Annotated in this window: 25 protein-coding genes; 18 read left to right on the forward strand and 7 right to left on the reverse strand. The window is 73.2% G+C overall.

Annotation, left to right across the window (positions count from 1 at the left end):
* Together BIV01_RS10965 and BIV01_RS10970 are read left to right on the forward strand one after the other, a co-directional pair.
* The gene (locus BIV01_RS10965) at positions 1–573 is read left to right on the forward strand and encodes an ATPase (RefSeq protein WP_071302835.1); all 573 of its coding nucleotides are present in this window, start codon (positions 1–3) and stop codon (positions 571–573) included.
* Between the two features lie 38 nt (positions 574–611).
* Positions 612–2,447, forward strand: a complete 1,836-nt coding sequence (locus BIV01_RS10970) for a thioredoxin domain-containing protein (protein WP_071302836.1) — start codon at positions 612–614, stop codon at positions 2,445–2,447.
* A gap of 54 nt (positions 2,448–2,501) precedes the next feature.
* On the opposite strand, the gene BIV01_RS19775 is transcribed toward BIV01_RS10970, so the two are convergent.
* Entirely contained in the window at positions 2,502–2,879 is a 378-nt protein-coding gene (locus tag BIV01_RS19775) for a hypothetical protein (protein ID WP_175473691.1), read from the reverse strand.
* Positions 2,880–3,184: 305 nt separating this feature from the next.
* Here BIV01_RS19775 and hrpA point away from each other — a divergent pair, with 305 nt between their 5' ends.
* Genes hrpA through BIV01_RS11000 form a run of 5 tightly spaced genes read left to right on the forward strand, consistent with a single transcriptional unit; the run spans position 3,185 to position 10,159 of the window.
* Entirely contained in the window at positions 3,185–7,045 is a 3,861-nt protein-coding gene (hrpA, locus tag BIV01_RS10980; RefSeq protein ID WP_071302838.1) for an ATP-dependent RNA helicase HrpA, read from the forward strand.
* 17 nt (positions 7,046–7,062) lie between these two features.
* The gene (locus tag BIV01_RS10985; RefSeq protein ID WP_083413962.1) at positions 7,063–7,836 is read left to right on the forward strand and encodes a CPBP family intramembrane glutamic endopeptidase; all 774 of its coding nucleotides are present in this window, start codon (positions 7,063–7,065) and stop codon (positions 7,834–7,836) included.
* The gene (locus BIV01_RS10990) at positions 7,833–8,201 is read left to right on the forward strand and encodes a VOC family protein (protein ID WP_071302839.1); all 369 of its coding nucleotides are present in this window, start codon (positions 7,833–7,835) and stop codon (positions 8,199–8,201) included. Before BIV01_RS10985 ends, BIV01_RS10990 begins: the two co-directional genes overlap by 4 nt.
* Positions 8,202–8,207: 6 nt before the next feature.
* Complete coding sequence (locus BIV01_RS19780) at positions 8,208–9,506, forward strand: HAD-IA family hydrolase (RefSeq protein WP_071302840.1); 1,299 nt, start codon at positions 8,208–8,210, stop codon at positions 9,504–9,506.
* The gene (locus tag BIV01_RS11000; protein WP_071302841.1) at positions 9,503–10,159 is read left to right on the forward strand and encodes a CatA-like O-acetyltransferase; all 657 of its coding nucleotides are present in this window, start codon (positions 9,503–9,505) and stop codon (positions 10,157–10,159) included. Before BIV01_RS19780 ends, BIV01_RS11000 begins: the two co-directional genes overlap by 4 nt.
* Before the next feature lie 24 nt (positions 10,160–10,183).
* On the opposite strand, the gene BIV01_RS11005 is transcribed toward BIV01_RS11000, so the two are convergent.
* Both BIV01_RS11005 and BIV01_RS11010 read right to left on the reverse strand, forming a co-directional pair.
* Positions 10,184–10,855 carry a DUF4166 domain-containing protein gene (locus tag BIV01_RS11005; RefSeq protein ID WP_071302842.1) on the reverse strand — a complete coding sequence of 224 codons (672 nt, stop codon included), beginning with the start codon at positions 10,853–10,855 and terminating at the stop codon, positions 10,184–10,186.
* On the reverse strand, positions 10,852–11,481 hold the full coding sequence (locus BIV01_RS11010) for an SRPBCC family protein (protein ID WP_139199300.1): 630 nt from the start codon (positions 11,479–11,481) through the stop codon (positions 10,852–10,854). The genes BIV01_RS11005 and BIV01_RS11010 overlap by 4 nt, the downstream gene beginning before the upstream one ends.
* Before the next feature lie 136 nt (positions 11,482–11,617).
* On the opposite strand from BIV01_RS11010, the gene BIV01_RS11015 reads away from it, so the two are divergent.
* From BIV01_RS11015 to BIV01_RS11035, 5 genes are all read left to right on the forward strand, one after another.
* Positions 11,618–12,640, forward strand: coding sequence for a Gfo/Idh/MocA family protein (locus BIV01_RS11015; protein ID WP_071302843.1), 1,023 nt, complete (start codon positions 11,618–11,620; stop codon positions 12,638–12,640).
* Positions 12,637–13,662 (forward strand): Gfo/Idh/MocA family protein, encoded by a 1,026-nt coding sequence (locus BIV01_RS11020; RefSeq protein WP_071302844.1) that lies wholly within the window; start codon positions 12,637–12,639, stop codon positions 13,660–13,662. The genes BIV01_RS11015 and BIV01_RS11020 overlap by 4 nt, the downstream gene beginning before the upstream one ends.
* A 154-nt stretch (positions 13,663–13,816) precedes the next feature.
* On the forward strand, positions 13,817–14,554 hold the full coding sequence (locus BIV01_RS11025; protein WP_071302845.1) for a class I SAM-dependent methyltransferase: 738 nt from the start codon (positions 13,817–13,819) through the stop codon (positions 14,552–14,554).
* 26 nt (positions 14,555–14,580) lie between these two features.
* Positions 14,581–15,588, forward strand: a complete 1,008-nt coding sequence (locus BIV01_RS11030) for a LacI family DNA-binding transcriptional regulator (protein ID WP_071302905.1) — start codon at positions 14,581–14,583, stop codon at positions 15,586–15,588.
* Between the two features lie 38 nt (positions 15,589–15,626).
* Positions 15,627–16,013 (forward strand): VOC family protein, encoded by a 387-nt coding sequence (locus tag BIV01_RS11035; protein WP_071302846.1) that lies wholly within the window; start codon positions 15,627–15,629, stop codon positions 16,011–16,013.
* A 3-nt stretch (positions 16,014–16,016) separates the two neighbouring features.
* Here the strand turns inward: BIV01_RS11035 and BIV01_RS11040 are convergent, their stop codons facing one another.
* Together BIV01_RS11040 and BIV01_RS11045 are read right to left on the reverse strand one after the other, a co-directional pair.
* Positions 16,017–16,826 carry an esterase/lipase family protein gene (locus BIV01_RS11040; RefSeq protein ID WP_254791821.1) on the reverse strand — a complete coding sequence of 270 codons (810 nt, stop codon included), beginning with the start codon at positions 16,824–16,826 and terminating at the stop codon, positions 16,017–16,019.
* Complete coding sequence (locus tag BIV01_RS11045) at positions 16,823–17,596, reverse strand: alpha/beta fold hydrolase (protein ID WP_071302847.1); 774 nt, start codon at positions 17,594–17,596, stop codon at positions 16,823–16,825. The genes BIV01_RS11040 and BIV01_RS11045 overlap by 4 nt, the downstream gene beginning before the upstream one ends.
* An 89-nt stretch (positions 17,597–17,685) precedes the next feature.
* On the opposite strand from BIV01_RS11045, the gene BIV01_RS19365 reads away from it, so the two are divergent.
* From BIV01_RS19365 to BIV01_RS11060, 3 genes are all read left to right on the forward strand, one after another.
* Entirely contained in the window at positions 17,686–18,252 is a 567-nt protein-coding gene (locus BIV01_RS19365) for a hypothetical protein (RefSeq protein ID WP_071302848.1), read from the forward strand.
* A 16-nt stretch (positions 18,253–18,268) separates the two neighbouring features.
* Positions 18,269–18,817 carry a dihydrofolate reductase family protein gene (locus tag BIV01_RS11055; protein WP_070418076.1) on the forward strand — a complete coding sequence of 183 codons (549 nt, stop codon included), beginning with the start codon at positions 18,269–18,271 and terminating at the stop codon, positions 18,815–18,817.
* Between the two features lie 61 nt (positions 18,818–18,878).
* On the forward strand, positions 18,879–20,213 hold the full coding sequence (locus BIV01_RS11060) for an NAD(P)/FAD-dependent oxidoreductase (RefSeq protein WP_229086779.1): 1,335 nt from the start codon (positions 18,879–18,881) through the stop codon (positions 20,211–20,213).
* A gap of 211 nt (positions 20,214–20,424) precedes the next feature.
* Here BIV01_RS11060 and BIV01_RS11065 read toward each other — a convergent pair whose 3' ends face one another.
* Positions 20,425–21,330, reverse strand: coding sequence for an SDR family oxidoreductase (locus tag BIV01_RS11065; protein ID WP_071302849.1), 906 nt, complete (start codon positions 21,328–21,330; stop codon positions 20,425–20,427).
* 95 nt (positions 21,331–21,425) lie between these two features.
* Here BIV01_RS11065 and BIV01_RS11070 point away from each other — a divergent pair, with 95 nt between their 5' ends.
* Together BIV01_RS11070 and BIV01_RS11075 are read left to right on the forward strand one after the other, a co-directional pair.
* Complete coding sequence (locus BIV01_RS11070; protein WP_071302850.1) at positions 21,426–21,998, forward strand: TetR/AcrR family transcriptional regulator; 573 nt, start codon at positions 21,426–21,428, stop codon at positions 21,996–21,998.
* A 92-nt stretch (positions 21,999–22,090) separates the two neighbouring features.
* A complete protein-coding gene (locus BIV01_RS11075; RefSeq protein ID WP_071302851.1) occupies positions 22,091–23,302 on the forward strand; it encodes an acyltransferase family protein in 1,212 nt (403 codons plus the stop codon).
* Between the two features lie 156 nt (positions 23,303–23,458).
* Here BIV01_RS11075 and BIV01_RS11080 read toward each other — a convergent pair whose 3' ends face one another.
* Complete coding sequence (locus BIV01_RS11080; protein ID WP_071302852.1) at positions 23,459–24,211, reverse strand: DUF4184 family protein; 753 nt, start codon at positions 24,209–24,211, stop codon at positions 23,459–23,461.
* 108 nt (positions 24,212–24,319) lie between these two features.
* On the opposite strand from BIV01_RS11080, the gene BIV01_RS11085 reads away from it, so the two are divergent.
* Positions 24,320–25,486, forward strand: a complete 1,167-nt coding sequence (locus BIV01_RS11085; protein ID WP_071302853.1) for an FAD-dependent oxidoreductase — start codon at positions 24,320–24,322, stop codon at positions 25,484–25,486.
* The last annotated feature ends 64 nt before the right edge of the window (positions 25,487–25,550 follow it).

The raw sequence follows: 25,550 nt of genomic DNA on the forward strand, positions 1-25,550 counted from the left end.
GTGCCCCGCACCGAGGTCCTCTTCATCGGGGGCAGGTCCGGCGTGGGCAAGTCGACCGCGGCGGAGGCACTGCACGACCTGCTCGTCGCCGCCGACGTCCGGCACGCCGTCATCGAGGGCGACTTCCTCGACCTCGCCCACCCCGCGCCGCACGTCGAGCACCCGGAGGCCCGCCTCGCCGAACGGAACCTCGCCGCGATGTGGGCCCGGTACCGCGAACTCGGTCACCACCGGCTCGTGTACACGAACACCGTGTCGGTGCTGGAGCGGGACGCGTTGGCCGAGGCGATGGGCGACGATCCCGTCGTGACCGCCGTGCTGCTCCGCGCCGGCGACACGACGACCGCCGACCGGCTGCGCCGTCGTTCCGGTGGGCACCTCCCCGAGGCGCAGCTGGCGCACAGCACGCGGACGGCCAGGAGGCTCGACTCGGCTGTCCGAGGCGACGTCACCCGGGTGGACACCGACTCCCGGTCGCCGGTCGACGTGGCCGCGCAGCTCGCGTCGCTCGTGGGCTGGGTCGGTCTGCGGCAGCCTGTGGACACCGCGGATCCGTCCACAGATCGCGACTGAGCGCAGCGCACCCAGGACGGTCGAGGCAGGCTGGACGCATGACCGACAACCGCCTCGGCTCCGCCGTCAGCCCGTACCTCCGCCAGCACGCCGACAACCCGGTGGACTGGCGTGAGTGGGGCCCGGAAGCCTTCGCCGAGGCCCGCGAACGCGACGTCCCCGTGCTCGTGTCGGTCGGCTACGCCACGTGCCACTGGTGCCACGTCATGGCGCGCGAGAGCTTCTCCGACCCGGGCATCGGCGAGCTGCTCCGCCAGGACTTCGTCGCGGTGAAGGTCGACCGCGAAGAACGGCCGGACGTGGACGCCAGCCTGATGGCCTCGGCGAGTGCCTTCACGCAGCAGCTCGGCTGGCCCCTGACGACGTTCCTCACACCGGACGGGCACGTGTTCTTCGCGGGGACGTACTTCCCGCCGTCGCCCGTCGGGCAGGTGCCGGCGTTCCGGCAGATCCTGGCGGCGGTTCTCGACGCGTGGACCGAGCGCCGGCACGAGGTGGACGCGAACGCGAGTGCGATCGCGGCGGCGATCCGGCAGGGGGCCGAGGCGGACCGGACCGCCCGCGGTGGCGCGGACGGTGGCGGGGACGAGCCGCGCCTCCCGAGCGTCGACGACGTCCGAGCCGTCGTCGACCAACTGGCACAGGCCGAGGACACCACATACGGCGGTTTCGGCGGTGCCCCCAAGTTCCCGAGCGCGCCGCTGCTCGAGTTCCTGTCGGACGTCGCCGCCGACGGCGACGCTCGGTCGTCCGCACTGCTCGAACGTTCCCTGCACGCGATCCGCGCGAGCGAGCTGACCGACGCCGACGGCGGGGTCTTCCGGTACGCGACCAAGCGCGACTGGTCTGTGCCGCACTACGAGCGGATGCTCTACGACAACGCGGGACTGCTCGCGGTGGCCGGGGCGGAGCAGGCCCGGGGCATCGCCGACTTCCTGCGGGACACGCTCCGGCGTGCGGACGGCGCGTTCGTCGCGGCGCAGGACAGCGAGTCCACCATCGACGGCCGGCGGGTCGAGGGCGAGTGGTACCGACTCCCGCTCGACGAGCGTGGGCGGCTCGACCCCCCGCCGCTCGACGACCAGGTGCTCACCGGGTGGAACGGCCTGGCGATCCGGGGGCTCGCCATCGCCGGGGCCCGCCACGGCGACGCCGAGATGATCGAGCTCGCACGGGGTGCGGCCGACGCGATCGTCGCCGGACACCTCACGGACGGACACGTGTCGGTGCGGTCGAGCACTCCGCGCGGCGCATCGACGGCGGCGCCCACCATCGAGGACGTGGGACTCCTCGCCGAAGGACTCCTCGAACTCGCCCTCGTCACCGGGGAGCTCCCCTACGCCGACGTCGCGCGCACGCTGGTCGACGACGGCCTGGCCGGGCGGTTCGACACCGATCCGGTGCTCGCCGCAGCCGGCACCGCCACGAGCGAGCAGCCGCAGACCGCCATGCGCTCCGGCACGGTCGCACTCGCCGCGGCCGCCGCGACGCTCGCCGCGCTGACCGGCAACGAGTCGTACCGGGGGGCGGCGGTGTCGCTCGTGGCCGACCGGGCCGTCACCGGGACGGAGCGGCCGCTCGGGCACGCCGATGCCCTCGGGGTCGCGCTCGCGCTGCAGCGTCCCTCGCGCGAGGTCGTCGTGGTCGCGTCGGACCCGGACGACCCGATCCGTGCGGCGGCCCGCGGCGCTCGGCGTCCGGGGACCGTCGTCGCCACGGTGACCCCGGCGCAGGCGACCGACTGGTCCACCGCGGGCTTCACGCTCTTCGAGTCCCGTGACGGGCTCGACCCCGCCGGGTACGTCTGCCACGACCGCGTGTGCGCCCTGCCCGCGCGGTCGGTCGACGAGCTGACGGCACAGCTCAGCGCGTGACCAGCTCGCGGCCCGACCGGCCGCGACACCCGGAAGCGGCGGAGTCAGGGGCGCTCAGAGCCGGCCACGGGCGATGCGCCCGGTCCGAGCGAGGTTCCCACGGACCTCGGTCGCGACGACAGCGAGCATCGCGACCGTGCTGGCGACACCCCACACAACGGCGGACAGGCGGAACGACCAGTCATCGGACGCCCACGGGCCGGCCGCGACCGACGACCAGCTGAACGCAGCGGCGATGAAGAGCACGGCGGCGAGCGCCGTGCGAGCGATGCTCTTCCCGCTGAGCTGCCCGGTGAAGACCGACGAAGGGCCGAGCGGCGCCGACATCGACGACCACGTCACGAACGCCTCGACGATGGCGTGCCGTGCACGGAGGACTCCGATCCGCACACAGAGCGCCGCTCCCAGCAGCAGCGAGGCAGTGATCGCCACTGCGACGACATCCGGACCGCTCCGAGCGCCGCCGACCCCGGACAGCACCGCGCCTCCGAGCACCGCGAGTGCGACCGAGACCGTCCCACCCCAGAACCGTCGGCCGGTGCTCAGTTCCGCGTCGAGCGTCCGGACCGCGGCCAGTGCATCCCAGGGCCGCTCCCGAGCGGTTGCCGCTCCTCGCACCGCACCACGCGCGCTCGGGCGGATCCACACGTGCACCGGCCGGTTCCTCTCCTCGGCGATCGGGTCCGCACGACAGGCTAGCGACCCACCGACCCCCGGCGCGGTATCCTGGAGGGCTCATGTCTGCCACCCCCGTCATCACGTACCCGCCCGAACTGCCGGTGTCGCAGCGGCGGGACGACATCGCTGCCGCCATCCGCGACAACCAGGTCGTGATCGTCGCCGGCGCCACGGGTTCGGGCAAGACCACCCAGCTGCCGAAGATCTGCCTCGAGCTCGGACGTGAGCACATCGGGCACACCCAGCCCCGGCGGATCGCTGCCCGGACCATCGCCGAGCGCGTGTCCGAGGAACTCGGGGGCGAGCTCGGCGGCCTCGTCGGGTATCAGGTCCGCTTCACCGACAAGGTGTCCTCCGACACCCGGGTCAAGCTGATGACCGACGGCATCCTGCTCAACGAGATCCACTTCGACCGCGACCTCAAGCGGTACGACACGATCATCATCGACGAGGCGCACGAGCGGTCCCTCACCATCGACTTCCTGCTCGGCTACCTCAAGCGGCTGCTCCCCCGTCGGCCGGACCTCAAGCTCATCATCACGAGTGCGACGATCGACCCCGAGTCGTTCTCGCAGCACTTCGGCGGGGCACCGATCATCGAGGTCTCCGGCCGCACCTACCCGGTCGAGATCCGGTACCGCCCGCTCGTCGCGGAGGACGCCGACGACGCCGACCGCGACGACGAAGGCGACGAGGACGATCCGCGGACGGACGACCACGGCGGGCGCACGGCCGACGACCGCGACACGATGCAGGGCATCACCGACGCGCTCGACGAACTCGCGCAGGAGGACCCGGGCGACGTCCTCGTGTTCCTCTCCGGCGAGAACGAGATCCGCGACGCGCAGGACGCCATCGAGGGCAAGCGCTACCCCGGTACCGAGGTCCTCCCGCTCTACGGTCGCCTGTCCGCCGCCGACCAGCACCGGGTCTTCGAGCGGCGCACCACACCGGGCATCCGACGCCGAGTGGTCCTCGCGACCAACGTGGCGGAGACGAGTCTGACGGTCCCCGGCATCAAGTACGTGATCGACGTCGGCACCGCCCGCATCTCGCGCTACTCGCCGCGGGCCAAGGTGCAGCGGCTGCCGATCGAAGCGATCTCGCAGGCGAGCGCGAACCAGCGCTCCGGTCGCGCGGGCCGCACGAGCGCCGGCATCGCGATCCGGCTCTACTCCGAGGACGACTTCGAACGCCGTCCGGAGTTCACCGACCCCGAGATCCTGCGGACGAACCTCGCGGCGGTGATCCTGCAGATGATCTCGCTGGGGTTCGGCGACATCGAGGCGTTCCCGTTCCTGCAGCCGCCGGACTCCCGGGGTGTGAAGGACGGCCTCGACCTGCTCCGCGAGCTCCGAGCCGTCGACGCCGCGGGCACGATCACGAAGACCGGCAAGCAGCTGACCCGGTTGCCCATCGACCCCCGGCTCGGACGCATGGTGCTCGAGGCCGGTCGGCAGGGCGTCGGGCGCGAGGTCATCGCCGTCGTCAGCGCCCTGAGCATCCAGGACCCGCGCGAGCGCCCCCTCGAGAAGCGCGCCCACGCCGACCAGTTGCACGCCCGGTTCGCCGATCCGACGAGCGACTTCCTCACCCTGCTCAACCTCTGGAACCACATCGAGGACAAGCAGGACGAGCTCTCGTCCAGTGCGTTCCGCCGCCTGTGCAAGGCCGAGTTCCTGAACTACCTCCGCATCCGCGAGTGGCAGGACCTGTACCGGCAGCTCTCCCGTGCGGCGAAGCAGGTCGACGTCCGCATCGGGCAGGCTCGATCCGACGACGGCGACGCGGTACACCGTTCCCTGCTGGCCGGACTCCTCAGCCAGATCGGTCTGCGCGACCGTGAGAAGCGCGACTACCTCGGCTCGCGGAACACCCGGTTCGTGGTGTTCCCCGGCAGCGTCCTCGCCAAGAAGCAACCGGACGCGGTGATGGCAGCCGAACTCGTCGAGACGAGTCGGCTCTTCGCCCGGACGGTCGGTCGGATCGACCCGGCGTGGGTCGAGCCGCTCGCCGGAGACCTCCTGAAGCGCACCTACGGCGAACCCCACTGGGAGAAGAAGCAGGGGGCGGCGGTCGCCTACGAACGGGTCACCCTGTTCGGCGTCCCGATCGTCCAGCGCCGCCGCGTGCAGTACAAGCGAGTCGACCCGGAGCACTCGCGTGAGCTCTTCATCCGGCACGCGCTCGTCGAGGGCGAGTGGGACGCGCAGCAGGCGTTCGACCGCGACAACCGCAGGCTGCGGCGCGAACTCGAACAGCTCGAGGAGCGCACGCGTCGCCGCGACATCCTCTTCGACGACGAGCGGGTCTTCGAGTTCTACGACGCCCGCATCCCGGCCGACATCGCGACCACGCGCGACTTCGAGGGCTGGTGGCGCCAGACGAGGCGCGAGCAGCCGGACCTGCTCACGATGCGCCGGTCGGACCTGCTGGACGAAGACGCGGCCGAGGCCGCACAGGACCAGCAGGAGTACCCGACCCAGTGGCGGAGCGGCGACCAGCGCCTCGCGATCAAGTACCGGTTCGAACCCGGCGCACAGGACGACGGCGTGAGCGTGCAGGTGCCGCTCGCGCTGCTCCCCCGCATGCGCGAAGAGGGCTTCGACTGGCAGGTCCGCGGCCTCCGCAAGGAGCTCGTCACGGCGCTCATCAAGTCCCTGCCGAAGCAGATCCGGAAGAACGTCGTCCCCGCTGCCGACTGGGCCGAGAAGATCGTCGCCGAGCTCCCCGACGACGCCCCGACCGAGCCGACCGAGTCGTTCCGCGCCACCCTCGCCAAGGCGATCCAGCGCATGACCTACGTGCCGGTGTCGGAGTCGGACTTCGACCTCTCGCGGGTACCGGCCCACCTCCTGCCGACGTGGGCGGTCGTCGACGAACGCGGCCGTCGGGTCGAGGCCGGCAAGGACCTCTCGGCCCTGCAGACGAAGCTCAAGGATCGGACGCAGCAGAGCGTCGCCTCGGCGACGACGCGCGCCGCAGGGCGTCCAGGAGGCGCGGCTCGCGTCGCGTCCGCCGCCTCCGGTGGCGCCGTGGAGCGGTCAGGGCTCACCGCCTGGCCGTCCGACGACCTGCCGCAGGTGCTCGACACGAAGCAGGCAGGTGGCGTGATCCGCGCCTACCCGTCCCTCGTGGAGGAGGGCGACGGCCCGAAGGCGACGGTCGGCGTCCAGCTGCTCGCGACGCCGTCCGACCGGGCCGTGCGGATGCCCGCGGGTGTCCGGCGGCTGGTCATGCACGCGGTGCCCTCGCCGGTCTCGTACATCCAGTCCCACCTGACCGCGCAGGAGAAGCTCGCGCTCGCCGCCAGTCCGTACCCCTCCACCGCGGCGCTCTTCGACGACGTCCTCGCGGCGGTCGTGGACGCCGGGATCCGCCGGGCGCACGCCGACGGGTTGGTGTTCACGAAGACCGACTTCGAGTCCGTGCGCGACACCGTGTCCGCGACCGTCGTCGACACGATGTTCACCGCCGTGTCCGAGGTGGCTGCGGTCCTCGCCGCGCACCGGGCCGCGGAACGGTCGCTCAAGCAGGCGAACTCGATGTCGCTCCTGCCGGCGCTCACGGACATGCGGCAGCAGATGGAGCGGCTCGTGTTCCCGGGGTTCGTCTCGGTCGCCGGACTCGATCGTCTCCGGCGCATCCGGGTGTACCTGCAGGGTGTCGACGCACGCGTGCAGAAGCTCCTGCAGAACCCCGGCCGAGACGCCACGTGGATGCGCGAGGTCACCGTCGCGACCGACCGGTACGTCGACGCGGGCGGCACCTTCCCGCCGGCCGTCGGAGCGCACCCCGAACTCGTGCACGCCCGCTGGATGCTCGAGGAGTTCCGGCTCAGTCTGTTCGCGCAGGAGCTCGGCACCGCCGAGACGGTCTCGCTGCAGCGCATCACGAAGGCGCTGGCCGCCGCCCGTTGATCCGCTAGCCTCGGGGCATGGTGGGGACGACGGCAGGGCCGGAACGGGTGCAGGCGCGGTACGGCAAGGCGATCGAGCGCAGGGACGGGCGGGACTTCCCGTACTACGACGGTGATCCGCTGCCGTTGTCGATCCTGCAGTGGGTGGCGGTGATCGCCGCGTGTGCCGTCGGGTTCCTCGTCCTGAGCTTCACCCCCGCGGCGGACAACGTCCAGTCGCTGGTCCCCCGGTTCCTCTTCGCCGCGATCCCCCTCGCGGTGTTCATCGCCTTCACCCGGCGGCACTGGTCGCAGATCTTCCAGCGGACCACGGGGCGGGACGTCCTCACGATGGTGGGGTTCGCGGTGGCGAACCTCATCGTGACCTTCGCGGTGGGCATCGTCGTCAAGTACGTGTTCGGCGCGAACTCGAACGGTGCGACGGACGGCATCCACGGCGCTGCCGAGGTGACGGCCTTCTACGTCGGCACGGCGATCCAGCTGTTCGGCGAGGAGCTCTTCTCGATCCTGCCGTTCCTCGCCGTGCTGTCGTTCTGCGCGCGCGGCGGGATGTCGCGGAAGGGCGCGATCCTCGTGGCGTGGCTCGTGACGGCGGTCTGGTTCGGCGCCGCGCACCTGCCCACGTACGGCTGGAACCCCGTCCAGGCGTTCCTCGTCATCGGTGTCGCACGGCTCGTCCTGACGCTGGCGTACATCCGCACGAAGAACATCGCCGTCAGCACCGGCGCGCACATCATCAACGACTGGGTCCTCTTCACCTTCGCGATCGTCACGGCGGGAGCACTCCTGTGATCGGCACACTCGACGTCATCGTCCTCGACTGCGCGGATCCTCGCGCGCTCGCCCGCTTCTACGCCGAACTGCTCGGCGGCGAGATCGTCGGCTACGACGAGGAATGGACCGAGGTCGCGCTCCCCTTCACGGACCACCGGCCGATCCTCGCCTTCCAGCAGGTGGCGGAGTACCGCGCCCCCGAGTGGCCCGGCCAGGACGTCCCGCAGCAGAGCCACCTCGACGTGAAGGTCGACGACCTGGACGCCGGCGAGACCGCGGTCCTGGCCATCGGGGCGACGGCGACGGGCTCGGGGACGGACACGTTCCGCGTGTACCTCGACCCAGCCGGGCACCCGTTCTGCCTCATCCGTCCGAACGACTGACGGCTCGTGACGGGCATCCGAGCGGTCCTGTTCGACCTGGACGGCGTCATCCGGCACTTCCACCCGGAGCAGGTCGCGGCCATCGAACGCGCGCACGGCCTGCCACCGGGAACGATCGAGGCGGTGGCGTTCGCCGCGCCCCTGATCGACGAGGTGACGACCGGCCGGATCACCCGGGCCGAGTGGGTCCGGGCCGTCGGCGAGCGCATCGGCGACCATGACGCCGCCGAGGCCTGGGGCCGACAGCCGTTCACCCCGGACGCCGAGGTGCTGGCCCTCGCGGACGAGCTCCGTGCCGCCGGGTACACGACGGCGGTGCTCACGAACGGCACGGACGGCATCCCGGCCGAGGTGGCCACGTTCGGCCTGCACGACCGGGTCGACGCCGTGTTCAGCTCGCACGAGATCGGGTTCGCGAAGCCCGACGTCCGGGCCTTCCGGCACGTGCTCGACGCGCTCGACCTCGACGGACCCGAGGTGTTCTTCACGGATGACTCGGAGCGGAAGCTGGCCGGGGCGGAGGAGCTCGGCATGCGGGTCCACCACTTCACCGGGGTCGACGGACTCCGTGCTGCCCTGCGCTCGAGCGGCATCGACCTCACCGACGCCGGTGGATCCACCTACCGGGCCCGCATCGACCTGCTCGCGGAGGCGGTCGACGGGTTCGAGGCGGTGCTCCGGTCGGGCGACCACCGCGCCGTGGTGCCGTCCTGCCCGGGGTGGACGCTGGCAGACCTCGCCGTGCACCTGACGGACGTCCACCGCTGGGCCCTCGGCCAGCTCACCGGAACCGAGCAGGAAGCGCCGGAGCCCGCCGACCTCCCCGACCGGTTCCGCGCCGGCGCGGACCGCCTCGTGGCCGCGCTCCGCGGGCGCGCCGCGGACGCCGCGTGCAGCGCGATCTACCCACCCGACACGGCCGGCACGTGGGCACGACGGCAGCTGCACGAGACGACGATCCACCTGTGGGACGCACAGCAGGCGGTCGGGGGCAAGCCGCGCCTCCAGGCCGACACCGCGGCCGACGGCGTGCGCGAGGTGGTCGGCGACCTGTACCCGCGCCAGGTGCGCCTCGGCCGCGTCGACCCGTTGTCGGAGACCGTCGTGTTCCGGTTCCCGGACGCCGACGGCGAGGCGGAGCTCGTCGGGACGGCGGGTGCCGGGCCGACGGTCCGGGTGACGGGGCGGGCGGAGGACCTGCTGCTCGTCCTCTGGGGCCGACGCCCGCTCGACGCGGTCGCCGTGACGATCGACGGGGACCGTTCGGCACTCGACCAGGCGCTCGCGACGAAGCTGGTCCCATGACCGAGCTCCGCCCCGTCGACCTCGACCGCTGGCCCCGACGCGAACACTTCGAGCACTACCGTGACCGGGTGCCCTGCACGTGGGAGATGACCGTCGAGCTCGACGTCACGGACTTCGCCGAGACCGTGCGCGCCACGGACCGCCGCACGTACGCGTCGCAGATCTGGGCGATCGCGTCGGTGGTGAACCGGCACGCCGAGTTCCGGATGCAGCTGCTCGACGACGGCTCACCCGCCGTCTGGGACGTGGTGCACCCGATGTTCACCGTGTTCCACCCCGACACCGAGACGTTCTCGGTGCTGACCGTGCCGTACGACGACGATCCGGCGCGCTTCCACGAGGCCGCGGTCGCCACGATGGAGCGCTACCGGGACGACCACCGGATGTTCCCGCAGGAGGACCGCCCGCGGAACGTGTTCGACATCTCGACCCTGCCGGGGGCGTCCTTCACCGGGTTCGCCCTGCACGTGCGGGACGGCTGGGACCACCTGCTGCCGATCTTCACCATCGGCCGGTACCGGTTCGTCGAGGGACGCACCCTGATGCCGCTCGCGCTCCAGGTGAACCACGCGGTCACGGACGGCTTCCACGCGTCCCGGTTCGTCGACGAGCTCCAGACGGTGCTCGCCGAGGCGGGGTGGCTCCGCCGCTGAACACCCTGGTGCCCGCCGCCGCGGTCAGGTCCGGAGTTCGGTCCGCCGCGGCTTCAACCGCTCGGGGGCGTCGGTCGCCGGCGTCCACTCGCAGGTGAACGTCCCGCGGTAGCCGAACAGGAACCCGAAGACGCGGTTGTGCACCTCGAGGTCGACGTGGAACGCCTGGTCGTCGTCCGACCACCACTCGTGCAGGGTCGCGCGACCGCTGAACAGCATCGGGAAACGGAACGCGATCGGCCCCTCGTAGAACCGCTGCGCGTCCGAGGTCAGGACGAGGCCACCGCGGTCGTCGACGGTCAGGTCGAGGTCCACCGCGAGGTGATGGTGGGAACCGAGGTAGTCGAGCACCCGGCCGTCGACGAGCACCATCGTGGCGTCGAACCGAGCCGTCCGCCCCGGCTTGGTCGTGTAGGTCCGGACGAACGTCACCGTCTCGCGGCCGTACCGGTCGCGGTAGGGGTAGTTCTCGATCGTGAACGGCACGTCCGTCCCGACGTCCGGGACGAGGATGTTCCGCAGTCGCCCGATCTGCAGGAACGGCACGGTCCACCACGGTCCCCGGCGGATCGACGTCATGACGCCGCGGCCGGTGCACGCCTCGGCGGCGTCGAGACCGACGCCGAACCTGCGGCGCATCTGCGGGTGCAGCCGCTGGAAGTCGGCGCCGAGCGCCTCCTCGAACACCGAGCTCATCGGTCGCCTCCCGGGTCGGGCAACGCTGCCAGGGTGGCGGGCGCGTCGTGCAGCTGGTCGCCTCGCCGGGTACCACCGACGGGCGCGCGGCGGGTCTTGGAGGCGCGGGGCCGGTCCCGCCGCCACGGCTGCAGCACCGAGGTGAGCGGCCAGGCCTCCGGCTCGGCCCCGCCTTCCAGCCAGATCCGGAGCCGGTCGAAGCTCCACGCGGTCGCCCAGCCGAGGAGCGGCCGGACCACCAGGTCGAGCGGGCCCCAGCCGGAGTCGTAGTCGTAGCCGGTGACGAACCGGGTGCGCCCGTCGTCGGTCGGGACGTACCGCCAGTAGCCGCGGCCGGCCCGGATCGGCGACAGCCGGTCGTCGGTCGCGAACCGGAGCGCCGACGTGCGGGTGCCGTCCGCCCGACGTCGCTCTCCGATGCTCACGCCGGTGCCGTGCACGTCGTGCACCGGGGAGCGCCGGACGTACGTGAAGCGGGCGGCACCGTCGGCGTCCGCCGGCTCGGGGACGATCTCGGAGAAGCGGACGTCCCACCGGACGTGCTGCTCGGGGTCCTGCGTCGCCGCCCACACCCGGTCGACGTCCGCGTCGATGATCGTCTCGACGTAGATGCCGCGCTTCCCCACAGCCCGAGCGTAGGGCACGGAGCGCGCCGGGTTCGGGCAATCCGCGCGACCTGTGACCGTTCCGGTTCGCGATCCCCGGGTTCCGCGAACCGGAACGGTCACGACCCGGGGAGAACACGACCTCTACGCTGGCTCCATGACGCTGCAGTCAGCACCCCGACCACGCCGGCGGATCGGACTCGTGGGCGCCGGCGGCATCGCGGTCGCGCACGTCCCCGGGCTCCTCCGCCTGGGCGACCTCGTCGTGCACTCGCAGGACGGTGCGCCCGCGCTCGCCGCCGCCTTCGCGGACGAGGCCGCACGGGTCGGCAGCACGATCACCGTCGCCGAATCGCTCGACGAGCTGCTCGCCGCGGTCGACGTCGTCGACGTGGTCGTCCCGACACCGGCCCACGCCACCGTCGTCCGCGCGGCACTCGCGGCGGGCAGGCACGTCGTCTCCGAGAAGCCCCTCGCCCGCACCGACGCCGACGCCGACGACCTCGTCGCCCGGGCGGCGGACGCGGGCCTGCAGCTCTACCCGGCGCACGTCGTCCGCTGGTTCCCCGCGTACCGGCGGCTGCACGAGGCCGTCACCACGGGCCTCCTGGGCGACCTCGCCGTCCTGCGCTTCTCCCGCTCCGGGGCGTTCCCGACCCGAGTCGCGTGGTTCGGCGACCGGGCACAGTCCGGCGGCATCGTGATGGACCAGATGATCCACGACCTCGACATCGCCCGCTGGGTCGCCGGTCCGGTCACCCGGGTGTCCGCCGTCACCGTCCGCACGGGCGACGACGAGCACCCGGTCGAGGCCGCGCACGTCCTCCTCACGCACGCGTCCGGCGCGATCAGCCACGTCGCCGGACTCTGGGGACCACCGCACCTGGCCTTCAGCACGGAGTACTCGGTGACCGGCACGCGCGGCAGCCTGTCGCACTCGTCCCTCGCCGAGGAGGACACCCGCGCCGACCTCGCGACCCCGACCGCCGTCGACGGGTTCCTGCCGTCCGTCGACCCCGCCGAGGACCCGTACGCCCTCGAGCTCGCGGACTTCGTCGCCGCGTTCGACGGCGGGCCGCTCCCCCGCGTCAGTGCGGCGGACGGTGCCGTCGCGGTGCGCCTCGCGAACGCCGCCCTGGCGTCGATCGCGTCCGGACAACCCGTGGAGGTGACGCTGTGACCCTCCGCGTCGGCGTCCTGTCCTTCGCCCACACGCACGCGATCGGGTACCTCTCGGCGCTCGCCGCGATGCCCGACGTCGAGGTGCGCGGGACGGACCCCGGCGGCGTCTCGACCGGCACGACCCTCGGCGAACTCCGGGGCGCCGACCTCACCGGAGCGCTCGGCGTCGACCACGCCGACACGGTCGACGACCTCCTCGCCTGGGGACCGGACGCCGTCGTGGTCACCAGCGAGAACGCGCGGCACCGCGAGTTCGTCGAACGGGCAGCCGCCGCTGGCGCACACGTGCTCTGCGAGAAGCCGCTCGCCACCTCGTGGGAGGACGGCCTCGCGATCCGCGACGCCGTGCAGCGCGCCGGGGTCACGCTGATGATGGCCTACCCGGTGCGGTTCGCGTCGGCGTTCGACCGGTTGCGGGCCACGCACGCGTCGGGTGCGCTCGGCACGGTGTTCTCGGTCCGTGGCGCGAACAACGGCATGCTGCCGCTCACGCGCGACTGGTTCACGGACCCGGCGCTGAGCGGCGGCGGCGCGATCGTCGACCACGTCGTGCACGTCGCCGACCTCGTCGACGGGCTGACCGGCGCGCGACCGGTGTCCGTCACCGCCGTCGCGAACCGCGTGCTGCACGCCGAGCGCGCACGGGCCGAGACGGCCGGGCTCGTGACGGTGACCTACGACACCGGGATGGTCGTCGCGATCGACTGCTCATGGAGCCGCCCGGACACGGCGCCGGCGTGGGGCGGCCTGACGCTCGACGTCGCGGGGACGGGCGGCACGGTGTCGGTCGATTTCTTCGGCGCGGCGGCCAGGGGGCTCGACGCGGTCGGCGGCCGGCCGATCGAACTGCGGTACGGGGCGGACCACGACGTGCCGATGCTGCGGACGTTCCTCGACGCGGTGCGGGACGGCGTGCAGCCCCAGCCCGACGTGCGGGTCGGGTTGCGGACGCTGTCGATCGTCCTCGCGGCACAGGAGTCGGTGCGGACCGGCAGGACGGTGCCCGTCCCGACGGCGTGAGCGACGCGTCGCCCGGCGACCCCACTGCGGACGGGAGGCGCGTGGCGGCCCCGACCCGCGCCTCCAGTCCGTCACACGGCCGGCCGGGAGGCGCGCGACCGGCTCGACCCGCGCCTCCGGTCCGCCACCCGGCCGGGCGGGGCATGCTGGACGCATGACCCTCGAGGAGTACGCCAACTCGTTCGGAGCCGCCGCCGACGCCTACGAGCGCGGGCGGCCGGGGTACCCGGACACGGCGGTCGACTGGCTCCTGCCGGCGGACACCCGACTCGTCGCCGACGTCGGCGCGGGGACCGGCAAGTTCACGCGGAGCCTCGTGGGACGCGCCGCCGAGGTCGTCGCCGTCGAACCGGACCCGGCGATGCGCGACCGGCTCACCGCGGTGCTGCCCGACGTGCGGGCGCTCGCGGGGACCGGCGAGTCGATCCCCCTGGCCGACGGGAGCGCCGACGCCGTGACCTTCGCGCAGGCGTGGCACTGGGTCGACCCGGTGCGGGGGTCGCAGGAGGTGGCCCGGGTCCTCCGCCCCGGCGGCGTGCTCGGTCTGGTGTGGAACGTCCGCGACGAGACCCGGCCCTGGTCCGCCCGGATCAGCGCGATCCTGTCCCAGCCCGAGTCGCGGGCGAGCGTCCAGAGCGCGCCGGTCGTCGGAGCACCGTTCGACGGCGGCGCCGTCGAGCACGAGCGGTTCCCGTGGGTGCACGAGCAGGACCGGTCGGCGTTCCTCGACATGGTCGCCTCCCGCAGCTACGTCATCGTGCTGCCGCCGGACGAGCGCACCGCCCTCCTCGACCGGGTGCGGCGCGTGCTCGACGACGATCCGGAGACCGCCGGGAGCGCGACCGTCCCCGTCGGCTACACCACGTACGTGCACCGGTACGTGCGTCCCTGAGCCGCAGCCGCGCTACGCTCGTGGCGATGCGCGCGACCGTGCGGGACGTGGCTGCCCTCGCCGGGGTGTCGCCGAAGACCGTCTCCAACGTCATCAACGGCGGCGTCGTGGTGCGCCCGGAGACCCGCGCACGGGTCGAGCAGGCACTCGCCGAGCTCGACTACGTGCCGAACCTGTCCGCCCGGGGTCTGCGCAACGGACGCTCGGGCGCGATCGCCCTGACGCTCCCCGAGATGGCCAGCGCGTACTCGGCCGAACTCGCGCAGTGGTTCGTCGAGCTGTCGCGGGAGCGCGGTTGGACCGTGCAGCTCGACCAGACCGCGAACGACCCCGCCCGCGAGCGTGACCTCGTCTCGCGTGCCCGGGCGCACCTCGTCGACGGGCTGATCCTCAACCCGGTGTCGCTCAGCGCGAGCGTGCTGGCCTCGACCGAGGGGCTGCCCCCGACCGTCGTCATCGGCGAGGTGGAGCCCGAGCACGTCGACCAGGTGCACGTCGACAGCCGTGCCGCGGCCGAGCAGGTGACGTCGTACCTCGTCGGCCGGGGCCACCGTCGGATCGCGATCGTCGGTGCCGCCCGTGACGTCGAGGCCACCGCGACGAGCGAGTTGCGGGAGCGCGGGTACCTCGCGGGCCTCGCGGCGGCGGGCATCGGTGCGGACCCGGAGCTGCGGGTCCCGCTGCCGGCGTGGTCGACCAGCGCGGCGGCGTCGGCGTTCGCGGCGTGGCTCGACGAGCACCCGCTGCCCGACGCGGTGTTCGCGTTCACCGACTCGATCGCGTTCGGGGTGCTGCACGTCCTCGCCGCACGTGGTGTGCGGGTCCCCGAGCAGGTGAGCGTGATCGGGTTCGACGACGTCGACGGGGCCGCGTACGCGATCCCCGCGCTGAGCACGGTGTCGTTCGACCGACGGGCGTTCGCGACGGCGGCGCTCGACCTGCTCACCCGGCGGATCGAGGACCGCGAGGCTCCGCCCGAGACCGTCGTGGTGCCGCACCGGATCGTCGAGCGCGCGAGCGTGGCCACGCGCTGACCGGGGCGGGCGGGCGGGTCCGGCGTACGCTCCGCCGCATGACCGCTGCTGACCCGTCGATGCCGACGCTCGCCGCCACCGTGCTGCAGTCGCCGGACCCCCTCGCGCTCGCCCGGTTCTACGGCGCGCTGACCGGCTGGACCGTCCACGAGGACGACCCGACCTGGGCGCGCATCCGCCCCGAGGACGGCCCGGGCCTCTCCGTGCAGTACGAACCCGCCTACGTGGCGCCCACGTGGCCCGGCACCGAGGACGCCCCCGGCATGCAGCTGCACCTCGACTTCCAGGTGGAGGACCTGCCGGCGGCGGTGACCAGGGCGGAGGGGCTCGGCGCTCGTCAGGCGGCGTTCCAGCCGCAGGAGGACGTCCGCGTGCTGCTCGACCCCGACGGACACCCGTTCTGCCTGTTCCTGCCGGGCGCCTAGGGATCAGGCCGGGGTCGGGCCAGGCCGGGGCTCGGCCGGGGGCGGGCCGGAGCTCGGCCGGGGGTCGGCCGGGGCCGGGTGGCCCGGATCCGCCGCGGCCAGCACCGCCGCACGCGTGCGCGGGTCGCCGAGGATGCGGAAGTGCCCGCCGACCGGGACCCGCACGTTCGTCGCCCCGGCGAGCGCACTGCCCTCGGGGATGAGCGTGTCGAAGACGCCGTACACGCTGGTGATCCGGGCGTTCGCGTCGAGCTCCCGTGCGAGGCCGGCGAGCACCGGGTCGCTCGACCGGAACGCCCGCAGGTGCCGGACGGGTGCGAGCCGCGCGTACCCGGAGCCCGCGAACGGCGTCGACACCGCCACCATGCGGTCGATCCGCGCGTGGTCGTCGAGGCGCGTCATCGCGTACTTCCCGATCAGCCCGCCCTTGCTGTGCGCGACGAGCAGGACGTCGCGGAGGTCGTGCTCGTCGAGGTACGCCAGCACCTCCGCCGCGGACTCCGGCACCGGTCGCAGGTTGTGCCGCAGCACCGGCAGCACGTGCACGGGGTGTCCGCGGTCGTGCAGGGCGTCCATGAGCGGACGCATGAAGTGCCAGGTCTCGTAGACGCCGGGCACGACGACGACGGGCTGGCCGTCGCCGCTCCGGTAGTCGTCGGCGGTCGTCGGCCCGAGGCTCCGCACCTGCCAGCGGATCGCGTACCACCAGTCGAGGACGGCCCACCGGGTGCGGCGGAGCAGGGAGACGTGGACGGGAGGCGCGGTGCGGTCCGTGCGCGTCCCGTCCGTCCCCGACGTGGTCGCCTCGGTCACCGCAGCCCCTCGAGGGTCTGCGCGCGGCGGAACTCCCCCACGAGCCGCGCGAACGCCACCGGCTGGCGCTCCTGCACGTGGTGCGGCCCCGGCAGCTCGACGAACGCGCCGCGCGGGGCGGTGGCGGCGACCCGGGCGGACCAGTCGTGGCGTGCGATCGGGTCCTCGGTGCCACGGACGACGAGCACCGGCTGCGCGAGCTCGGCGACGGTGTCCTCGAGGCGGTAGCGGAGCATCGGTCGGAGTTCCGGCACGTACTGCCGCACGCTCCGCAGGTAGTCGGTCACGAGGACGGCGTTCATCCGGGCGCCCTCGACGAAGCCGTCCCGCCCGAGGTCGAGCGCCTGCGTGAGCAGTCGGCGACGACCGGCGGCGATGACCGGACCGACGAGCACGACCGAGGCGACGACGTCCGGGTGCCGACGGGCCGCCTCGGCGACGACCTGCGTCCCCATCGACTGCCCGACGAGCAGGAGGTCCCCGGCCCCGCGGGACCGCACGGTGCGGACGACGAGGTCCCCGAGTTCCGTCATGGTGAGGCGCCGGCCGGCCGCCGGGAGCCCGCCGAAGCCCGGCAGGTCGACGCTCACGGTCCGGTGCGTCGCGGCGAGGGCCCGCTGCGACCGCGCGAACGACCGGTGCGACATCCCGATGCCGTGCACGAGCACGACCGTCGGGGCGAGGGCGTCGTGCACCCTGCCGGCCGGCGCGAGGGTGTGCAGGCGCACGGGGAGCCCGTCGATCCGGACGGTCTCGACTCTCGCGCGCACGATGCGAGGTTACGCGGACGGCGCTGTGCACAGTGACGCACCAGCGTCGTCATCGCCCGCACATAGGCGACCGGTCTGTACTCGTCCTCATGACCGAGCGCACCCCCGTGAACCCCGAGTCCCGCGAGTCCCGCGACGACGTGGACCCCGCAGCCCACCAGCCCACCACGCCGTACCCCGCCAGCCCGGCCGGCTGGGGCGCCGCACCGACGCCCACCTCGACCGCGACGCTCGACGCCCCGGCGCCGGCGCCCGAGCACCCGTACGCGACACCGGCACCCTCCGCGGGCTCGTGGAACCCGGGCGCCCCGAACGGCGCGACGCCCTGGTACGGCTCCGCGGCGACGCCCCGGCGCGGGCGCGGGCGCGGCCCGCGACCGCCGTGGTTCTGGCAGGTGCTGGCCGTCGGGGTCGGCCTCGCGGCGCTGCTGGTCGGTGGCGGCATCGGCTTCGCCATCGGACACGCGATCGGCGGCGGCACGAGCCAGTCCACGACGCAGGTGCCGGGTACGAACGGCGGCACGAACCAGTTCCCCGGCGGCGGCACCGGACAGTTCCCGGGCAACGGCACGCAGGGCGGGACCGGGACCGGCACCGGCACCGGCACCGGCACCGGCACCGGATCGGACACGAGCGGTTCCTCCGCGAACAGCTGAGGGCTACGCTCCGACCATGCGCAAGGTCACCGCTGGACTCTTCACGTCGGTCGACGGCGTCGTGCAGGACCCGTACACCTTCCAGTACGACTCCTTCGACGACGAGCTCGGTGCGGGCATGGGCGCGTTCATGGCCCGCACCGACACCGTCCTCCTCGGCAGGAACAGCTACCTGGAGTGGTCCGAGTGGTGGCCCGCCCACCCCGACGACCCCTTCGGCCAGTGGATCAACCCGATCGAGAAGCACGTGGCGTCCACCACGCTCGGCGACGACCTGGCGTGGGAGAACAGCACCCGGATCACGGGCGACGTCCCGGAGTTCGTCCGCGGGCTGCAGCAGCGGGACGGCGCCGACATCGCGGTGTGCGGCAGCGTCACCCTCGTCCGCAGCCTGTTGTTCGCGGGGGTCCTCGACGAACTGCAGCTCATGGTGCACCCAGCGATCGCCGGCTCGGGCCGCAGGCTCTTCGAGCCGACCGACCCTCCCACGCGCCTGCGCTTGGTCGACAGCACCGTGACGAGCAAGGGCAACGTCGTGAGCACCTACGCGCGGCTCGACGCCTGACGGAGGCGCACCGCGCCTCCACGCCGTCGAACGACTGTCCGAACCGCGCGTACCCTCGGTGGTGACCATCTCACCATCCGAGGAAGCCGGAGTCAGCATGCCCCAGGACACCCGCCCGCACGTCGTCATCGTCGGCGGTGGATTCGCCGGTGTCGCGGCCATGCGCGAGCTCGCCGACGCACCGGTGCGGGTCACCCTGGTCGACCGCCACGTCTACAACATGTTCCAGCCGCTCATGTACCAGGTGGCGACCGGTGGGCTGAACGCCGGCGACGTGACGTACTTCCTCCGGAGCCTCCGCGCGAAGCAGAGCAACGCCGAGTTCCGGCACGGGCTGCTCACCGGCATCGACCCGGTCGAGCGGGTCGCCGAGATGTCCGACGGCGAGCACCTGCACTACGACTGGCTGATCCTCGCGAACGGCGTGAACACGAGCTACTTCGGCACGCCCGGCGCGTACGAGTACGCCTACTCGATGTACTCCCGCTCGCAGGCGCTCCGCATCCGCGACGAGCTGTTCACCCGCCTCGAGGAAGCCGCAGCCAACCAGGGCCCCGACGAGATCAAGATCGTCATCGTGGGCGGTGGCGCGACCGGCGTGGAGATGGCCGGTGCGCTCGCCGAACTCCGCGACCAGGCCCTCGTCGGCGCGTACCCCGAGATCGAGCGCGGCAACATCTCGATCACCCTCGTGCACCGCAGCGGCGAGCTCCTCAAGCCGTTCGCCCCGCGGCTGCGTCGCTACGCGGCCAAGGTCCTCCGCAAGCGCGGTGTCGTCCTGCGCCTCAACACCGGCGTCTCCGAGGTCAAGCCCGACGGTGTGATGACGGCCGAGGGCGAGTTCATCCCGGCGTCGCAGGTCATCTGGGCGACCGGTGTGGCCGCGCACAAGGAGGTCTCCGGCTGGGGCATGCCGCAGACCCACGGCGGACGCATCCAGGTGAACGACGACCTCAGCGTGAAGGGCGTCGAGCGGATCTTCTCCGCCGGTGACATCGCCGCGCAGGACGACGCCCTCGCGCAGCTCGCCCAGCCGGCGCTGCAGGGTGGTCGTCACTCGGCGCGGCAGATCGTGCGGCTCATGGCGGGCAAGCCGACCGAGCACTTCAAGTACTTCGACAAGGGCACGATGGCGACGATCGGCACGAACGCCGCGGTGGCCCAACTCCGTGGGGGCATCACGATGGTCGGGCCAGTGGCCTGGGCGGCGTGGGTGGCCGTGCACATCGCGTCGCTGCTCGGCAACGGCAACCGGCTGTCGACGCTGTCGCACTTCTTCGTGCGGTACCTCTGGTTCATGCGGAAGCGGGCGATCCCGATCGTCGGCGACGTCCGGCCCGTGCGGCCGAACGGCGACCGCGAGCCCGAGCCCTGGCAGATGCAGAAGGCGGAGTAGGCGCGCGCGGGCGCCGCGCCCCGCGGGCGCGCCCCGCGCGCGCCGCGCGCCCACTTGGTGAGCAGAAATGGTCGGGTCCGGAGACGGGACCCGACCATTTCTGCTCACCAAGTGCGCGGTGGTCCGGACCGGCGGCGGTGGTCCGGACCGGCGACGGCCTGGAGGCGCGAGGCGGGGCCGCCACGCGCCTCCAGGCCGGCGGTGGGTCGCGCTACGCCACCCGCACGTCGGAGTAGGCGCCGGCGGCGATGTCCTCGAGCAGCCCCGGCCCGGTGGGCTCCCAGCCGAGGAGCTCGCGCGTCGCCTCGGACGTCGCCGACATCTCCATGCCGAAGAACTGCCCGATGAACCCGAAGTGCGACAGCGCGTCCTGCGGATCGATCGAGGTCACGGGCAGCCCGAGGGCGTCGCCGATGGCCTCGGCGATCGCCCGGGTCGGGATCGCGGTCTCGGCGACGGCGTGCAGCTTCGTGCCCGCGGGTGCGTGCTCGAGGCCGAGCCGGACGAGCCGCGCGGCGTCCGTGACGTGCACGGCCGCCCAGCTGTTGGTGCCGTCGCCGACGTAGCCGGACTCGCCCCGCTCCTGGGCGGCGGCGACGATCGCGGCGATGAACCCGTGGTCGCCGGTGCCGTGTGTGGTCGGGCTGAAGCGGGCCGCGATGGTGCGCACGCCCTGGTCGACGAAGTCGAACCCGCGGTTCTCGCTGCCGCCGCGCATGCTGTCCCCGCCGACGAACGGGCTGGGGTCCGCCTCGGTCGAGGGCCGGCCCTGTGCGAGTCCGGCGACGCCCGAGGCGACGACGAACGGCCGGTCGGTGCCGACGAGTGCCTCGCCGATGGTCTCGACCGCGGCGCGTTCGCTGGCGTTCGTGGCGGCCGGGTTCGCCCAGTCGTGCTTGTTCGCGAGGTGCAGGACCCCCTCGGACGCGGCGGCCCCGCGGCGGATGGCGTCGAGGTCGTCGAGGTCACCGCGGACGACGGCGACGCCCTTCGCCTCGAGCGCGGCGGCCGACGAGTCGGAGCGGGCGAGGCCGGTGACGGTGTGTCCGGCGGCGAGGAGCTCGTCGACGGTGTGGGAGCCGATCCATCCGGAGGCCCCGGTGACGAACACGTGCATGTGCTTTCCCTTCGCAGGTGTCCACGGCGGTGATGTCATGAACTGACATCACCGTAGCACTCGATGTCAGTCGCTGTCATCAGTAGACTGCGGACATGGCGAGATGGCAACCCGGGACCCGTGAGCGACTGCAGGCCACTGCCCTGCAGCTCTTCGCGGAGCAGGGGTACGACGAGACGACGGTCGCCGAGATCGCCGCCGCGGCCGAGGTCACCGAGCGCACCTTCTTCCGACACTTCGCCGACAAGCGTGAAGTGCTGTTCGCCGGGCAGGACGACTTCCTCGGCATGTTCACCACCCCGATCGAGGCAGCATCGGCCGGCACCCCGCCCTTCGACCTCGTCCGGCTCGCGCTCGACGCCAGCGGCGCGTTCTTCCCCGACGAGCGCCGCCCGTGGTCGCGCGCACGCCAGGGCATCATCGACGGCAACCCCGCACTCGGCGAACGGGAGCTCGGGAAGCTCGCGACCCTGAAGGTCCGACTGGGTGAGGTCCTGCGCGACCGCGGCGTCCCGGAGCCCGCCGCGACCATCGCCGCCGAGACCGCCGTCACCGTGTTCCACCTGTCGTTCGCGCAGTGGATCGCCGACGACGAGGACCGCCCGTTCGCCACCATCGCCCACGAACGGCTCGACGCCCTGACGACCCTGGTGCACCCCGGTCGTTGAGACGGCTCTTACCTTCCGCGAGCATCATGTAACGATCCGGTCACGGCCCGACGGCCCGTGACCCCATCGACAGCATCGCGCAGGAGGCGTCCGTGGCCATCACCACGACCTCGCCGGAGCGGACCCGCACGACATCCGCACCGGCCGACACCGACGGCAGGCACGCACGACCGACGCCCCCGCCGCCGCTCACGAACCGTGCTCCGGCGCTCGACGGGCTCCGGACGGTCGCGATCCTCATCGTGATCCTCTACCACCTGCACGTGCCGCAGTTCGAGGGCGGGTTCATCGGCGTGACGGTGTTCTTCGTGCTCTCCGGGTTCCTCATCTCGACGCTGCTCCTCGGCGAGCACCGCCGCACCGGGCGCATCCGGCTCGGCTCGTTCTGGACGAAGCGGCTCCTCCGCCTCTACCCGGCACTGCTCGCGCTCGTCATCGTCGGCCTCGCGCTGTGGAACTGGGTCGGCGACTACAAGGGCGCCTCGTTCTCCCCCGGCGAGGCGGCGTTCATCGCGCTGAGCTACACCGGCAACCTCTTCCGCTCGTACTGGGACACCACGCAGGGCGTCTTCGCGCACACGTGGAGCCTGTCGATGGAGGAGCAGTTCTACCTCGTCTGGCCGCCCGTCCTCGTGCTCCTGTTCGCACTGCGGTCGCGTCGGCGCTGGCTGATGACCGGGCTCGGCGTCGTGATCGTCGGTGCCGCAGCGGCGTCGTGGCTGAGCTACCGGACGCCGAACAGCGGCGCGACCCCGGACGTGTACTTCTCCCCCGTGCTCGGCGTCGTGCCGCTGGCGACCGGGTGCCTGCTCGCACTGCTCCTCGACGACGAGCGCTTCCGGACGTGGGCCGCCGGGATCGCCGGACACGTCGGCACCTGGCTCGGCATCGGGCTGCTCGCCGCGGTGCAGTTCTGGATCGACGACGACTGGACGCAGCACGCCTGGTCGTTCGGCGTCGTGCTCCCGGTGACCGGGCTGATCTCGGCGCTGCTCATCGGCGGCCTGGTGTCGGTGCGGTCCCCGCTGTCGGCCGCGCTCGCGTGGACGCCCGTGTCGTGGTTCGGTCGTCGCGTGTCGTACTCGGCGTACCTCTGGCACCCCGTGGTCATCGCGCTGCTCGGCACGTTCGCGATCGGGGCGTGGGGCAAGGTGTGGCTGGTGGGGGCGGCCCTGCTGGTCGCGGTCGGGGCGGCCTACGCGGTCGAGGTGCCGGTCGAGCGGCTGCGGAAGCGGTTCCGTGAGGCCCGACGGTTGGTCGCCGCGGACCGGTCCGCTCGCGAGACGGCGGACGCGACCGCCTGACGGACGGGCGGCGCGGGTCGGCCCCGCACCGCGCCTCCCGACCCACGGTCTGCCGGACGCGCGACGACCGACGGCGCGTGCACCGCGCCTCCCGACCCGCGGTCTGCCGGACGCGAGACGACCGACGGCGGCCGCACCGCGCCTCCGGGGTCCGCGTCAGCGGGTGCGACGGGGGCGTCCGACCAGCAGTCCGACGGCGCCGACCACGAGCACCAGCGCGACGACCACCGGCAACCGGAAGGCGAGCTCGGTGACGATCCCGGCGACGCCACCGCCGCCGAGGAGCACCCGACCGACCATCCCGAGCACGGCGAGGACGACGATCGCGCCCGTGGCCACCACGACCACGGCCTCCCACCGAGCGACCGGTGGCATCCGACGCGGCGTGCTCCGTCGCCACCACACCACGGCCGCGACGACGAGCCCGAGCAACCCGAGCACGCTCGAACCGTCCTGCACGCCGGCCCAGACCGGGTAGGCCGCCGGGCCCTCGCGGAGGAACGGGATCGCCTGCACCGCCCACCCGGCCTGGTGCGAGAACGCGTCCCACACGACGTGCGTCACGCTCCCGACGAGACAGGCGACGACGACCGCGATCGCCCGGCGGACCGGCCGGTCCCCGGCACGCGGAGGGGCCGACCAGCTCGCCGGAAGCCGCTCGCGCACGCCCGGCACGGCCTCCGCCCACGCCGGCCGCACCAGGTACCACCAGGCCACGAGGACGACCAGCGCGACCACCAGGTCGATCGTCACCACGCCCACCCACGAGTGCGCCACGACGTAGGGCGGCAGGAACGGCGCGAACAGGACGGCGTCCGGCGCCATGGCTCCGACGGCGACCGCCGCGACGGGCAGCGGGGTGCGGCGGGCGGCCAGGGCGACGACCGCGTGGCTGACGGTGAAGGGCACGACCCCAGCATCGCGGACGGCCCCGGCGGAGCGCTTCGGTCGAGCGGATGACCCCGGGGCGCCGATCGGCTGGGCGGGCGCTGCGTCGACCGTCCGTAGGCTCGGGCCGTGACCACGGAGCGCGTCGACGTCCTCGTCGTCGGCGGTGGGCCCGTCGGCCTCTTCGCCGCGGCGCTCCTCGCGGCCCGCGGGCTCGAGGTCGTGGTGTGGGAACGGCGCGAGGGGGCACCGACCGGGTCCCGCGCGATCGGGATCCACCCGCCGTCCCTCGACGCGTTCGCCGCGATCGGGCTGGACGGGCCGGTCCTCGCCGAGGCCGTCCGGGTCCGCCGCGGGGTCGCGCGCAGCCGTGGCCGGGAGCTCGGCGCCCTGACGTTCGACAACGCGTCGGCCACGCACCCGTACGTCGCGACGCTCGACCAGCACCGGACCGAGGCCCTGCTGCGGGAGCGTCTCGCCGCGGCAGCGCCGGACGCGCTCCGGACCGGCACGGTGCTCTCGGCGCTCGAGCGGCACCCGGACCACGTCGACGCGGTCGGGACCGGCCCCGACGGCGCGGTGGCCGTGCGGGCCCGGTTCGTCATCGGGGCGGACGGCTCGCGGAGCACCGTGCGGGACCTGCTCGGCATCGCCACCACCGGTCGCGACTACCCGGACCGCTACGCGATGGGGGACTTCGCCGACGTCGAGGACCCCGCTGCCCGGAAGGACGCGCTCGTCGACGTCGGACCGGCCGGCGTGGTGGAGTCCTTCCCGTTGCCCGGCGACCGTCGTCGGTACGTCGTGCTCCTGGCGTCCTCGGACGATCCGTCGCCGAGTGCCGCGGACCTCGCGGCGATCGTGGCGGCACGCACCGGTGTCCGGCCGGACCCGACGTCCTGCAGCATGCGCAGCGGGTTCGGTGTCCGACGCCGGGAGGCCGAGCGGGTCGGCGTCGGCCGGGTCGTCCTCGCCGGGGACGCGGCGCACGAGATCAGCCCGATCGGCGGGCAGGGCATGAACCTCGGGTGGCTCGACGCGGCCGAGCTCGCGCCGCTCCTCGCGGAGGCGGTCGCCTCGGGCAGCGCCGGCCCGTGGCCGGAGTACGCGCGGCGGCGGCAGGCGGTCGCGCGGCGGGCGGCGCGGCAGGCGGAGGTGAACATGGCGCTCGGACGTCCGTTCGGCCGTCCGTTCGGCAGGGTGGGGGCGGCCGGACGGGAGGCGCTGCTCCGGACGGTCCTGTCCCTCCCGACCGCGGATGCGCTGGCCGGTGTGTACGCGATGCGGTGGGCGTGACGGGTCACGGAGGTGCGCGGGCGCTGGTGCGTGCGCGGTGGCTGGTCGCGCGGGCCGGTCGCGC

It is taken from the genome of Curtobacterium sp. MCBA15_013 (genome assembly GCF_001865095.1).
In the GTDB taxonomy this organism is placed as follows: Bacteria; Actinomycetota; Actinomycetes; order Actinomycetales; family Microbacteriaceae; genus Curtobacterium.